Genomic DNA, 12732 nt, shown 5'->3' with positions numbered 1-12732 from the left:
GTGGACGTCCAGATGAAGCTCGATGAGATCGTGGCCGCCGTCGAGGCCGCCCGGTCCATGCCGATGTCGGCCTCCTGCGTGGTCAACCGTGCCGAGCTGCTCGCCATGCTCGAAGACGTGCGGGCCGCGCTGCCGGACTCGCTCTCCCAGGCCCAGCAGCTGCTGGGCGGCCGGGAGCAGATGGTCGAGGAGGCCCGCGCCGAGGCCGGCCGGATCCTCGAATCCGCGCACGCCGAGCGCGGTTCGCTGATCTCCGACACCGAGATCGCCCGGCGGTCCCAGCAGGAGGCCGAGCGCATCGTCACCGAGGCGCAGCGCGAGGCCACCGAGATCCGGGCCGAGGCCGACGACTATGTGGACAGCAAGCTGGCCAACTTCGAGGTCGTCCTCACCAAGACCATCGGCTCGGTCGACCGCGGCCGCGAGAAGCTGCTCGGACACGGCTACGGCCCCGCGCTGGACGAGAACGGCTACCCGTACGAGGACGACGACGCGCCGGAGCGCAGTGCCGACCCCGAGACGCTGCGCCGCAGCGCCGACGAGTACGTGGACGCCAAGCTGGGCGCCTTCGAGGCGGTGCTGAGCAAGACCCTGGAGGCCGTCGGCCGCGGCCGGCTGAAGCTGACCGGGCACCGTCCGATCGACGAACTGGGCGCCCACCTGGCGTCCCACGACGGTGCTGACTCCGAGGGCCACGACCCCGGCCAGTCGGACGCCGATTACCTGGCGGGCCTGGCCGCCCCCGCGGCCCCGGGGGAGTACCAGTACGACGGGAACACAGGTCAGCAGCCGGCCTACGGCTACCAGCAGCCCGACCCGTACCAGCAACAGCAGCAACCGCAGCAGGACCCCTACCAGCAGCAGCACGCCCAGTACGCCGACCCATACGCGGCCCAGCCGCAGCAGCAGGCGTACTACGACCCGAACTACGGCTGGCAGCAGCAGCAGCAGCCGCAGCAGCCCCAGGGCGGCTACGAGCAGCAGCAGCAGTACATCCCGCACCAGCAGCACCAGCAGCCCCAGGGCGCGGCGCTGGACGAGACCAGCTTCTTCGACACCAGCATGATCGACCTGAACCGCCTGCGGGAGCTGGAGCAGGAGCGTGGTTTGGGCTGAGCCCGAGGGACCGGTATCCTGATCCCTCAGCCGTGTGATCCCCGGCGCTTTGTCGTGCCCGCCGCCCCCCGGCGAACGGGCACCGAACCGATGAAAGCAGGAGCTCTGAACACCCGCCTCGACCACCGCAACCCGCTCGTGTTCGACACGCATGAGCTGGGGCGTCGTCCTGGCGCGATGAAGAAGATCTCCCGCACGGTTCCGGCGCCGAAGGATCTCGGTGTCGAGGTCATCGGCGTCCGTGAGGGCGCAGAGATCACGCTGGACCTCCGCCTGGAGTCGGTGATGGAAGGGGTGCTCGTCACGGGCACCGCCCACGCACCGCTCGCGGGGGAGTGCGTAAGGTGTCTGGAGCCGGTCGAGCGCGAGCTCGACACGGAATTCCAGGAGCTGTACTCCTACCCCGACGCCGACACCCGGACCGGTGGGCACCACGGTGCCGCCGACGCCGGTGACGACGCGGAGGAGGAGGACACTCACCTCCTCGAGGCCGACCTGTTCGACCTCGAGCCCGTGCTGCGGGACGCGGTGGTTCTCGAACTGCCGCTGCAGCCGGTGTGCCAGGACGACTGTCCCGGTCTGTGCTCCGAATGCGGGGCACGGCTGGCGGACGACCCGGACCACCGTCATGAGGCCGCCGACATCCGTTGGGCGGCCCTGCAGAACATTCAGCTGAGCGGTGCCGACGAGGGCGCCGACGAGAACCAGGAGAAGTAGCCGTGGCTGTTCCGAAGCGGAAGATGTCGCGCAGCAACACGCGCCACCGCCGTTCGCAGTGGAAGGCTGCGCCCGTGAGCCTGGTGGCGTGCGAGCGTTGCCACGAGCCGAAGCAGCAGCACATCGCGTGCCCGAGCTGCGGCACCTACAACCGTCGTCAGGTCCTCGAGGTCTGATCGGCGGGTGAGGGGCCTCATGTCGGACGGAACAACGTCGACAGACGCCGGTAAGGCATCCTCGTCCCCCGCGGTTCTGGAAGGGCGGCTCGGGTACACACTCGAACCCGCCCTTCTGGTACGCGCGCTGACCCACCGCTCGTACGCGTACGAGAACGGCGGTCTGCCCACCAACGAGCGGCTGGAGTTCCTCGGGGACTCCGTGCTCGGCCTGGTGGTCACCGACACCCTCTACCGCGGTCATCCGGATCTCCCGGAGGGCACGCTCGCCAAGCTGCGGGCAGCGGTGGTCAACTCGCGCGCGCTGGCCGATGTGGGTCGCGGCCTGGACCTGGGCAGCTTCGTCCGCCTGGGACGGGGCGAGGAGGGTACGGGCGGCAGGGACAAGGCATCGATTCTGGCGGACACGCTGGAGGCGGTGATCGGGGCGGTCTACATGGACCAGGGACTGGACGCCGCATCCGAGTTGGTCCACCGGCTCTTCGATCCACTGATCGAGAAGTCCTCCAACCTCGGGGCGGGCCTGGACTGGAAGACCAGCCTCCAGGAACTGACCGCGGGCGAGGGCCTCGGCGTCCCGGAGTACGTGGTCACCGAGACCGGACCCGACCACGAGAAGACCTTCACGGCTGCCGCCCGCGTCGGTGGTGTCGAGTACGGCACCGGCACCGGCCGCAGCAAGAAGGAAGCCGAGCAGCAGGCCGCCGAGGCCGCGTGGCGTGCGATCCGCGCCAAGCGGGACGGCGACACGGCTGCCGTGAGCTGAACACCGTCGGGTCCTCCCGGCCGGCCCCAGGCCGTCCGGGAGGACCCTTCCGGTTTTTCCCGGCGGGGACATCGGCCCGCCGAACCCGCCGAGAGGAGTGCACGCCGTGCCCGAGCTGCCCGAGGTCGAGGTGGTGCGGCGCGGTCTGGAGCGCTGGGTCAGCGGCCGCACCGTCGCCGACGCGGAGGTCCTGCACCCGCGAGCCGTCCGCCGGCATCTCGCCGGGGCCGAGGACTTCGCGGACCGGCTGAAGGGTGTGACCCTCGGCCCGGCCCGACGCCGCGGCAAGTACCTCTGGCTGCCACTGGAGGACTCCTCGCTCACGCTCCTCGGCCACCTCGGCATGAGCGGGCAGCTGCTCGTCCAGCCGGAGGACGCGCCGGCCGAGACGCACCTACGCGTCCGCGTGGGCTTCGACGACGCCCTCGGCACGGAACTGCGCTTCGTCGACCAGCGCACCTTCGGCGGCCTGTCCCTGCACGAATCAGTCCCCGGCGACCCGGAGGGGCTGCCAGGGCCCCTGTCGCATATCGCCCGCGACCCGCTCGACTCCGCCTTCGACGACGCCGCCTTCCACACGGCGCTGCGCCGTCGCCGTACGACCGTCAAGCGCGCGCTGCTGGACCAGTCCCTGATCAGCGGCGTCGGCAACATCTACGCCGACGAGGCGCTCTGGCGCACCAAACTGCACTACGAGCGCCCCACCGCCACCCTCACCCGGCCGCTGACCGACGAGCTGCTCGTCCACATCCGCGAGGTGATGGGCGACGCCCTGGCGGCAGGTGGCACGAGTTTCGACAGCCTGTATGTCAACGTCAACGGGGAGTCCGGCTACTTCGACCGGTCCCTGGACGCATACGGGCGTGAGGACGAACCCTGCCGCCGCTGCGGTACGCCGATCCGCCGCCGGCCGTGGATGAACCGTTCGAGCTATTTCTGCCCGCGCTGCCAGCGGCCGCCCCGCCCCACGACCGCCCGCACGACGTAGCCGCGCGGCACCGACGGCACGACCCCGGCGCGGGCCATCGGCCACCCGGCCGTGTCCCGGCCCGGTGGAGTGAGGCCGCAGCCCACCCGCGGCGGATGGGCCGGCCGCGCCCCGGCGCAGCACCAGCGCCCACGTGGCACCCTGCCATGCGCTGAACCCCTGGTTCGCGCTTCCCGGGGTCAGCGCGAACGCCGGGCGGCCCGGACGCCTGACAGCGAGCGGCGCGTGCTCAGTGGCCCCAGTTTCGAAGACTGAGGCTGCGGACCCTGCCTCACCTGGGCGGACGCTGACCTGCAGCAGCGCGGTCTCGTCACCGCTGTTCCCCGTGGGTCCTCGTTCGGCACCGCCTCACGTGGCACGGCTGTGGCACGCTCGATCCCCTCAATGCGGCAAGGCGCCGTGGCACTGTCACCACCCATGTCCTTGGCGACTTCCTCCTGCGTGCAGGGGTTGTCTGTGGCGCGTACTAGCGTGCCCGCAGAGTCCCGTCGATGTCTGTACGCCATGAGGAGCCACGATGCCCGGCGATACACCCGAGTTGCCTGCGAAGGATCTGCGTACCCTGATACCGGAGTACGCGGACCTTGCCAGGGAGACCATCCTCCTCAACCCCGAGCCCGGCGACCCAGGCGTGCGGGAGAGTTCGCTGGGAGGCAAGTTGCTGTGGCCCGCGGACGAGCCGTGGCCGTACTGCGCACAGGAAGACCACTGGACGTCCGGGTCCACCTGGCGCAACCGTACCGACCCGGGGGCCGTGCCGATGGTGCCGATCCTCCAGCTGTTCGCCCGTGATGTCCCGGGATTGGAGTTCCCGGAGGGGAAGGATCTGCTCCAGCTGGTGTGGTGCGCGCTCATCCACGAGCAGGATCCAGGGCCGGTGATGCCGCAGCTGTACTGGCGCAACGAGGCGGAGGTCGTGGCTGGAGGGCTGCTGTCCGAGCCCCCGGAGGTGAGCGAGGGGGAGTACGACGAGGACAACATGCCGGAACCGTCCACGTTGTCCCCGATGGTTGCGGAGGACTTTCCGAGGTGGCTTGATCTGCCCAAGGACATGGAGGAGACCTGGGAACGTCGTCTCCGGTTGCCGACGGGTCACGCCGAGTGGCCACCCGACTCCAACCTCATCGGCACGAAGGTCGGTGGCTGGCCCGCCTGGACGCAGCCTGCCGACTGGCCGGACTGCGAGATCGGACACCGCATGGAGCACCTTCTGACCATCACCGACGACATACAGTTGGGCGACTGCGGCGGCGTCTACTTCTTCCATTGCCGCCAGTGCCCCGGTCTCCCCTGGGACTGGCGCTTCGACTGCCACTGACAGCTGAGGTCGGTGGAGCGGGTTCGGCCGGTGGCCTGCCTGGGCTGGGGTCGAGCATGATTCGGGGGCCGAAAGCTTGCCGGCCACTCGGGCAGGCTTGTCCCCCGCCCGCAATGTGGCCGTGACCCCTGGTCTTGCCGATCGTGTCCAGGCGTGGGATGACGCCGGTGTTGGCGAAGCGGCCTTCCTCGGGGTACTCGACCTCGGTCCCGCCGGTGACGTCGAGCGGTTCGTAGGAGATGGACGACTGGATGGACGAGGCCGCTGTCGATCGCGTATTCCGCTTCAAGCCTGAGACCGACGACGGCCCGGGGACGGCCCAAGCCGTCTGACAGGTCTGTGACCTGCATCTTTCTCAGTAGCCGAAGTCCTGGGTCCACCAGGGGCCGCCGTCGCCGAAGACCGCGCCGACGCCGAGGGTCTTGAAGTCGCAGTTGAGGATGTTGGCGCGGTGGCCGTCGCTGTTCATCCAGGCGGTCATGACCTCCTCCGCGGTGGCCTGGCCGCGGGCGATGTTCTCACCGCCGAGGTCCTTCACGCCGGCCTGCGCGGCGCGGTCCCAGGGGTCGTCGCCGTCGGGGTCGGTGTGGTCGAAGAAGGCGCGGGCGGCCATGTCGGCGCTGAAGTCCGAGGCGAGGGCGTCCAGCTGCTGGTCGTCGGTGACCGGCTGGCAGCCCGCCGTGGCGCGCTGCTGGTTCACCAGGGCGAGGACCGCGGCCTCGGCGGCGCTCTCGGAGCCGTTCTCCACGGCGGGGGCGGTGGCCGGCGGAGTGGTCGGCACCACCGACGGGGGGGCCGAGGTCGGCGGCGTGGCCGGGGCGGTGGTGGGGGCCGTGCGGGTGGGTGTGGGGGTCGGCGCCTCGGGCGTCGCGCTGGTCGGGGGAGCGGAGGGCGGCGTCGATCTGGGCGGTGTCGCACGCGCGTCGCCACGGCTGGCCGGCTCGGAGGGCCGGTCCGCGGGGACGATGCCCAGATCCTGCGGGCTGCTGGAGTTCGGGATCCCTGCGGCCTGGATCTGCCCCGGCCCGTTGTCGTGGTACGAGATACCGCCCGAGCCGTCGGGCGACGGCAGCAGACCGCTGGAGACGCCTATCGCGCCCACGGCGAGCGCCGCGGAAGAGGCCAGAAGGCCGGTCCGCACGGGGTTGCTCTTGCGTCGCCGTGCGCTGCTGCGGTGGCCGCGGGGGCGCGGCGCCTCTGCGACTGGCGCCGGCTCAACGACATTACGGCTGTGGCGGCCCATCCGGTGCAGTCCTTCACATCGACGACGGCGTTCACCCGTTCGGGTGAGTCCTGTTGCGGCGTGACTGTACCGAAACATTGGCGGGGCAGGTGTGAACCCTGAGCAACTGGCGGGTTAGCGTGCCTCCGTGAACGAGACTGTCCGCCTCACCGCATGGGTCCGCGGCCGTGTTCACCAGGTGGGTTTCCGCTGGTGGACGCGAGCCAGCGCTCTGGAGATCGGCGACCTGGCCGGCTATGTGAGCAATCTCTCGGACGGCAGGGTCCAGGTCGTGGCCGAGGGTGACCGTATTCTGTGCGACCGACTCCTGCACTCGCTGCGCACGGGCGACACGCCCGGACGCGTCGACGGCGTCACGGAGATCTGGGGAGAGCCGCGCGGCGGCTACGACGGCTTCGCGATTCGCTGAGACCTCGCGATCGGCACCCCGCCCATTCCGGTGTGTCCTCGCAGGTAGGGCGGACGGGGAAGATCAATGGCAATCGCACTTGGCAAGAGCGTCAAGGAGGTTGCCATTTTCCGCACCGCGTGGAAGGCTGCCGACATCGAGGATTCGGTGATCTTCCGGGAACATTCTCCGGCCTATTCCTCCACCCCACGCGGGACGCCCCCGGTGCCGGTACGCACCGTGAATTCCCAGGCGCACCCGACGGCCGGGCTGTGATCGTGTTGACCGTCAAACTATTTGGTGAGACGCTGGAAGCCCCGCGCACCGGGGCTGTATGCATGGCGAAGGGCAGTCTCGGCGCACACGGCGCGGGTGTCTCCTAACCCCTCACCCACGACCCACACCGCTCAACGGTCGGTCACTCAGCGTGGAGGACCATCCATCATGGCAAAGGCGCTTCTCGGTTACGTCGGCGGTCCCGACCCGCGACTTCTCTCCGAGATGCGAAGGCTGCAGCAGCGCGTCCAGGACCTGGAAACCGAACTCGTACGGATCCAGGCCGAGAATGATGCGCTTGCCGCCGCTTCGCGCGAGTTCGTCGACGTACCTCACCCGGAGCCGGTTCTCGCTTGATCCGGCCTTTCGGCCGGACAGTGGAAACGACCCCGTTTGGGAATGTGCAAGGGACGCCCCGGCGTCCCTTCGTCGTTTCCCGCCCCCTCACCCTCCCATGATCTCCGCCCTCACGTTCCATGTGCCCCCGGCATTCCTCGGTGAAACCGGGACCGGCAGGTAGAGTCCCACGGCGTGCACCTGAAGAGCCTGACCCTGCGCGGGTTCAAGTCATTCGCCTCGGCGACGACGCTGCGATTCGAACCAGGAATCACCTGTGTCGTGGGACCGAACGGCTCCGGCAAGTCCAATGTCGTGGACGCGCTGTCCTGGGTCATGGGCGAGCAGGGCGCGAAGTCACTGCGCGGCGGCAAGATGGAGGACGTCATCTTCGCCGGTACGACCGGGCGCCCGCCGCTCGGCCGTGCCGAGGTGTCGCTGACCATCGACAACAGCGACGGCGCCCTGCCGATCGACTATGCCGAGGTCACCATCACGCGGATCATGTTCCGCAATGGCGGCAGCGAATATCAGATCAACGGCGACACGTGCCGGCTGCTCGACATCCAGGAACTCCTCTCGGACTCCGGTATCGGCCGCGAAATGCACGTCATCGTCGGCCAGGGGCAGTTGGATTCGGTGCTGCACGCCGATCCGATGGGCCGGCGCGCCTTCATCGAGGAGGCCGCCGGAGTTCTGAAGCACCGTAAGCGCAAGGAAAAGGCGCTGCGCAAGCTGGACTCGATGCAGGCGAACCTCGCCCGTGTGCAGGACCTCACCGGCGAACTGCGGCGCCAGCTGAAGCCGCTGGGGCGGCAGGCCCAGGTGGCCCGGCGGGCGGCGGTCATCCAGGCCGACCTGCGCGACGCGCGTCTGCGCCTGCTGGCCGACGACCTCGTCACCCTGCGGGAGGCGCTGCGCACCGAGGTCGCCGACGAGGCCGCCCTCAAGGAGCGCCGCGACACCGTCGAGACGGAGCTGGCCGCCGCGATCCAGCGCGAGGCCCGGCTGGAGGAGCAGGTGCGTGCCCTGGCCCCGCGCCTGGCCGACGCCCAGGCCACCTGGTACGGGCTGTCGCAGCTGGCCGAGCGGGTCCGCGGCACCATCGGCCTGGCCGAGCAGCGGGTGCGCCACGCCACGGCGCAGCAGCCCGAGGAGCGCCGCGGCCGCGACCCGGAGGACATGGAGCGCGAGGCCGTCCGCATCCGCGAGCAGGAGGCGGAACTCTCCGAGTCCCTGGACGCCGCGCAGCGCGCCCTGGACGACACGGTCCACCACCGGGCCGAACTCGAACGCCGCCTCGCCGAGGAGGACAAGGCACTCAAGGCCGCCGCCCGGGCGATCGCCGACCGCCGTGAGGGGCTGGCGCGGCTGCAGGGCCAGGTCAACGCCGCGCGCTCCAAGGCCGGGTCCGCCGAGGCCGAGATCGGCCGGCTCGCGGCCGCCCGCGACGAGGCCCGTGAGCGTGCGGAGTCGGCGCAGGAGGAGTACGAGGAACTCCGCGTCCAGGTCGAGGACCTGGACGCCGGCGACACCGAGCTGGACGAACGCCTGGACGCCGCGAAGGCCGAGCAGGCCGGCGCCGACGAGGCGCACTCCGCCGCCCGTGAGGCCGCGACCGTCGCCGAACGTCAGCGGGCGGCCCTGGCGGCCCGTCACGAGGCCCTGGCCATGGGGCTGCGCCGCAAGGACGGCACCGGTGCCCTGCTCGCCGCCGGCGACCGGCTGACCGGGCTGCTCGGTCCGGCAGCCGAACTGCTCACCGTCGCCCCTGGGCACGAGGCCGCGGTGGCCGCCGCGCTGGGCGCCGCCGCCGACGCCGTCGCGGTCTCCGGACCCTCGGCCGCGGCAGAGGCGCTGCGCCTGCTGCGCAAGGACGACGCCGGGCGCGCGGCGCTCCTGGTGGCGGGCGACACGGCGGCGGGGGAGGGCGCAGCCCTTCCCCTGGGAGGCCGTTCGGCCGCCTCGCTGGTCGCGGGGCCCGACGCGCTGCTGCCCGCGGTGCGCCGGCTGCTGCGGGACTACGTCGTCGTGGACACCCTCGCCGACGCCGAGACGCTGGTGTCCGGCCATCCCGCGCTGACCGCCGTCACCACCGAAGGCGACGTCCTGGGCGCCCACTTCGCGCACGGCGGTTCGGCCGGGGCGCCCAGTCTGCTGGAGGTCCAGGCCGCCGTGGACGAGGCGGCGGCGGAACTGGAGTCGCTCGCCGTGCGCTGCGCGGAGCTCGCGGAGGCGCAGGGCCTCGCCAAGGAGCGCAGGACCGCGGCCGCCCGCCAGGTCGACGAGCTCACGCAGCGGCGCCGCGCGGCCGAGAAGGAGAAGTCCGCCGTCGCCCAGCAGTTGGGCCGGCTGGGTGGCCAGGCCCGGGCCGCGGGCGGGGAGGCGGAGCGCTCGGCCGCGGCGGTGGGACGCGCCGAGGAGTCGATGGCCGCCGCCATAGAGGAGTTCGGGGAGCTGTCGTTCCGTCTCAGCGAGGCGGAGGCCGCGCCTGCCGAGGAGGAGCCGGACACCTCCGTGCGCGACCGGCTCGCCGCCGACGGCGCCAACGCCCGCCAGACGGAGATGGAGGCGCGGCTCCAGGTGCGTACGCACGAGGAGCGCGTCAAGGGTCTCGCCGGCCGCGCCGACGGCCTCGACCGGGCCGCCGGCGCGGAGCGGGAGGCGCGGGCCCGCGCGGAACGGCGCAAGGCGCGTCTGGCGTACGAGGCGCAGGTCGCCTCCGCCGTGCTCAAGGGCACGCACGGGCTGCTGGCGTACGTGCAGGTGTCGCTCACCCGCGCCGAGGCGGAGCGCGCGGCGGCCGAGCGGGCCAAGGCGGAGCGGGAGGCGGAGCTGGACACCGAGCGCCGCCAGGGGCGGGAGCTGAAGTCCGAACTGGACCGGCTGACGGACTTCGTGCACAAGGGCGAGGTGCTGGGCGCCGAGAAGCGGATGCGCATCGAGCAGATGGAGGCGAAGGCGCTGGAGGAGCACGGCGTCGAGCCGGCCGGGCTGATCGCCGAGTACGGCCCTGACCAGCCCGTGCCGCCGTCGCCGCCCGCCGAGGGCGAGGAGCTGCCGGAGGACCCGGAGCACCCCCGCAACATGCCCCGCGCCTACCACCGCGGCGAGCAGGAGAAGCGCCTGAAGGCGGCGGAGCGCGCGTACCAGCAGCTGGGCAAGGTCAACCCGCTGGCGCTGGAGGAGTTCGCGGCGCTGGAGGAGCGGCACAAGTTCCTGTCCGAGCAACTGGAGGACCTCCGCAAGACGCGCGCCGACCTGCTCCAGGTCGTCAAGGAGGTCGACGAGCGCGTCGAGCAGGTGTTCACCTCCGCGTACCACGACACGGCACGCGAGTTCGAGGGCGTCTTCTCGCGGCTCTTCCCGGGCGGCGACGGCCGGCTGATCCTCACCGATCCGGAGAACATGCTGACCACAGGTGTGGATGTGGAGGCGCGGCCGCCGGGCAAGAAGGTCAAGCGACTGTCGCTGCTGTCGGGCGGCGAGCGCTCGCTGACCGCTGTCGCGCTCCTTGTGTCGATCTTCAAGGCGCGGCCCAGCCCCTTCTACGTGATGGACGAGGTCGAGGCGGCACTGGACGACACCAACCTGCAGCGGCTGATCGGCATCATGCGCGAGCTCCAGGAGAGCTCACAGCTGATCGTGATCACGCACCAGAAGCGCACCATGGAGGTGGCGGACGCGCTGTACGGCGTCTCCATGCAGGGCGACGGCGTCTCGAAGGTGATCAGTCAGCGATTGAAGGCATGAGGGCCGTTCGGGTTCAATCAGTGAACAAATAAAGGGGAGCGGGGCGGGATTGCCTTCCCTTGTGCGGTCCAAGTATGCGTCTTGACTTTGAAACTTAAATGATTAGGGTCTGCGATGTTCTCTTAGTGTTCGAGTGATGGCGACTTGGGGAGTCCCGGCACTCGTAGCTCATGCCCCTATCTGTGGGCTCGACGCAGAGTCCGGGAGATTCTCCAGTGACCACCACCGCACACACGTCCGGCACGGCGGGCCATGCCGATCTCGGCCACGTCATCTTCATCACCGCGGCCGCCGCCATGGGCGGCTTCCTCTTCGGCTACGACAGCTCCGTCATCAACGGCGCCGTCGAGGGCATCCGCGGGAAGTACGACATCGGGTCCGCCGCACTCGCCCAGGTCGTCGCCATCGCGCTGATCGGCTGCGCCATCGGCGCCGCCACCGCCGGCAGGATCGCCGACCGCATCGGCCGCATCCGGGTGATGCGGATCGCCGCGGCGCTCTTCACCATCAGCGCCATCGGCTCCGCGCTGCCCTTCGCCCTGTGGGACCTGGCCGCCTGGCGGATCATCGGCGGCTTCGCCATCGGCATGGCGTCGGTCATCGGCCCCGCCTACATCGCCGAGGTCGCCCCCGCCGCCTACCGCGGACGGCTCGGCTCGTTCCAGCAGGCCGCGATCGTGATCGGCATCGCGGTGTCGCAGCTCGTCAACTGGGGCATCCTGCAGGCCGCCGGCGGCGACCAGCGTGGCCAGGTGCTGGGTGTCGAGGCCTGGCAGTTCATGCTCGGCGTCATGGTTGTGCCCGCCGTCCTGTACGGCGTGCTGTCCTTCACGATCCCCGAGTCACCCCGGTTCCTGATCTCCGTCGGCCGTCTCACGGAGGCCAAGAAGGTGCTGCGCGACATCGAGGGCGAGGGCGTCGACACCGACGCCCGTGTCGCCGAGATCCGCTCCCACATGAGCAGCGAGCACCGGTCCACGTTCAAGGACCTGCTGGGCGGGCGCTTCGGCTTCGCCCCGATCGTGTGGATCGGCATCGGGCTGTCGGTGTTCCAGCAGCTCGTCGGCATCAACGTGATCTTCTACTACTCCGCCACGCTGTGGCAGTCCGTCGGCATCGACCCGAGCAGCTCGTTCCTGTACTCGTTCACCACGTCGATCATCAACATCATCGGCACCGTGATCGCGATGGTCTTCGTCGACCGGATCGGCCGCAAGCCGCTGGCGCTCATCGGCTCCGTGGGCATGGCGATCTCCCTGGGTCTGGTCGCCTGGGCCTTCTCCCACAAGACCGGCAGCGGCGGCCACATCACCCTGCCGGGTGCCGAGGGCGCCGTGGCGCTGGTCGGCGCGCACGCCTTCGTGCTGTTCTTCGCCCTGTCGTGGGGTGTCGTGGTGTGGGTCTTCCTCGGCGAGATGTTCCCGAACCGCATCCGGGCCGCGGCGCTCGGCGTCGCCGCGTCGGCGCAGTGGATCGCCAACTGGGTGATCACCGCCAGCTTCCCGAGCCTGGCCGACTGGAACCTGTCGCTGACGTACGTGATCTACACGGCCTTCGCGCTGCTGTCGATCCCCTTCGTGCTCAAGTTCGTGCCCGAGACGAAGGGCAAGACCCTTGAGGAGATGGGCTAGCCCCCGCAGGCCCGCTCCCTCGGT

The 12732-nt window shown here is 70.6% G+C and carries 12 protein-coding genes; 11 read left to right on the top strand and 1 reads right to left on the bottom strand.

Features of this window, described 5'->3' with window-relative positions; all coding sequences use genetic code 11:
- The 6 genes from RV983_RS11580 to RV983_RS11555 all read left to right on the top strand — a co-directional run bounded on the left by RV983_RS11580 (nt 1) and on the right by RV983_RS11555 (nt 5081).
- Nucleotides 1–1116 (top strand): ATP synthase F0 subunit B, encoded by a 1116-nt coding sequence (locus RV983_RS11580; RefSeq protein ID WP_475985717.1) that lies wholly within the window; start codon nt 1–3, stop codon nt 1114–1116.
- 90 nt (nt 1117–1206) lie between these two features.
- On the top strand, nt 1207–1833 hold the full coding sequence (locus RV983_RS11575) for a YceD family protein (protein WP_475985716.1): 627 nt from the start codon (nt 1207–1209) through the stop codon (nt 1831–1833).
- 2 nt (nt 1834–1835) lie between these two features.
- Complete coding sequence (rpmF, locus tag RV983_RS11570; protein WP_026251550.1) at nt 1836–2009, top strand: 50S ribosomal protein L32; 174 nt, start codon at nt 1836–1838, stop codon at nt 2007–2009.
- A gap of 19 nt (nt 2010–2028) precedes the next feature.
- Entirely contained in the window at nt 2029–2775 is a 747-nt protein-coding gene (rnc, locus tag RV983_RS11565; RefSeq protein ID WP_475985715.1) for a ribonuclease III, read from the top strand.
- Nucleotides 2776–2881: 106 nt separating this feature from the next.
- Complete coding sequence (gene mutM / locus RV983_RS11560; protein ID WP_475985714.1) at nt 2882–3763, top strand: bifunctional DNA-formamidopyrimidine glycosylase/DNA-(apurinic or apyrimidinic site) lyase; 882 nt, start codon at nt 2882–2884, stop codon at nt 3761–3763.
- Nucleotides 3764–4280: 517 nt separating this feature from the next.
- A complete protein-coding gene (locus RV983_RS11555) occupies nt 4281–5081 on the top strand; it encodes a YwqG family protein (protein ID WP_475985713.1) in 801 nt (266 codons plus the stop codon).
- A 355-nt stretch (nt 5082–5436) separates the two neighbouring features.
- On the opposite strand, the gene RV983_RS11550 is transcribed toward RV983_RS11555, so the two are convergent.
- Nucleotides 5437–6324, bottom strand: coding sequence for a CAP domain-containing protein (locus tag RV983_RS11550; protein WP_475985712.1), 888 nt, complete (start codon nt 6322–6324; stop codon nt 5437–5439).
- Between the two features lie 127 nt (nt 6325–6451).
- Here RV983_RS11550 and RV983_RS11545 point away from each other — a divergent pair, with 127 nt between their 5' ends.
- The 5 genes from RV983_RS11545 (at nt 6452) to RV983_RS11525 (ending at nt 12708) form a co-directional block, all read left to right on the top strand.
- Nucleotides 6452–6733, top strand: a complete 282-nt coding sequence (locus RV983_RS11545) for an acylphosphatase (protein ID WP_475985711.1) — start codon at nt 6452–6454, stop codon at nt 6731–6733.
- Nucleotides 6734–6799: 66 nt separating this feature from the next.
- The gene (locus RV983_RS11540) at nt 6800–6988 is read left to right on the top strand and encodes a hypothetical protein (protein ID WP_475985710.1); all 189 of its coding nucleotides are present in this window, start codon (nt 6800–6802) and stop codon (nt 6986–6988) included.
- Between the two features lie 168 nt (nt 6989–7156).
- Nucleotides 7157–7345 (top strand): hypothetical protein, encoded by a 189-nt coding sequence (locus tag RV983_RS11535; RefSeq protein WP_475985709.1) that lies wholly within the window; start codon nt 7157–7159, stop codon nt 7343–7345.
- 174 nt (nt 7346–7519) lie between these two features.
- Nucleotides 7520–11077, top strand: a complete 3558-nt coding sequence (gene smc / locus RV983_RS11530; RefSeq protein WP_475985708.1) for a chromosome segregation protein SMC — start codon at nt 7520–7522, stop codon at nt 11075–11077.
- A 170-nt stretch (nt 11078–11247) separates the two neighbouring features.
- Nucleotides 11248–12708, top strand: coding sequence for a sugar porter family MFS transporter (locus tag RV983_RS11525; protein ID WP_475985707.1), 1461 nt, complete (start codon nt 11248–11250; stop codon nt 12706–12708).
- The last annotated feature ends 24 nt before the right edge of the window (nt 12709–12732 follow it).

Source organism: Streptomyces sp. RLA123, from assembly GCF_056270165.1.
Note: the sequence above shows the minus strand (reverse complement) of the source record. Positions and strands in the feature narration are given on the sequence as shown.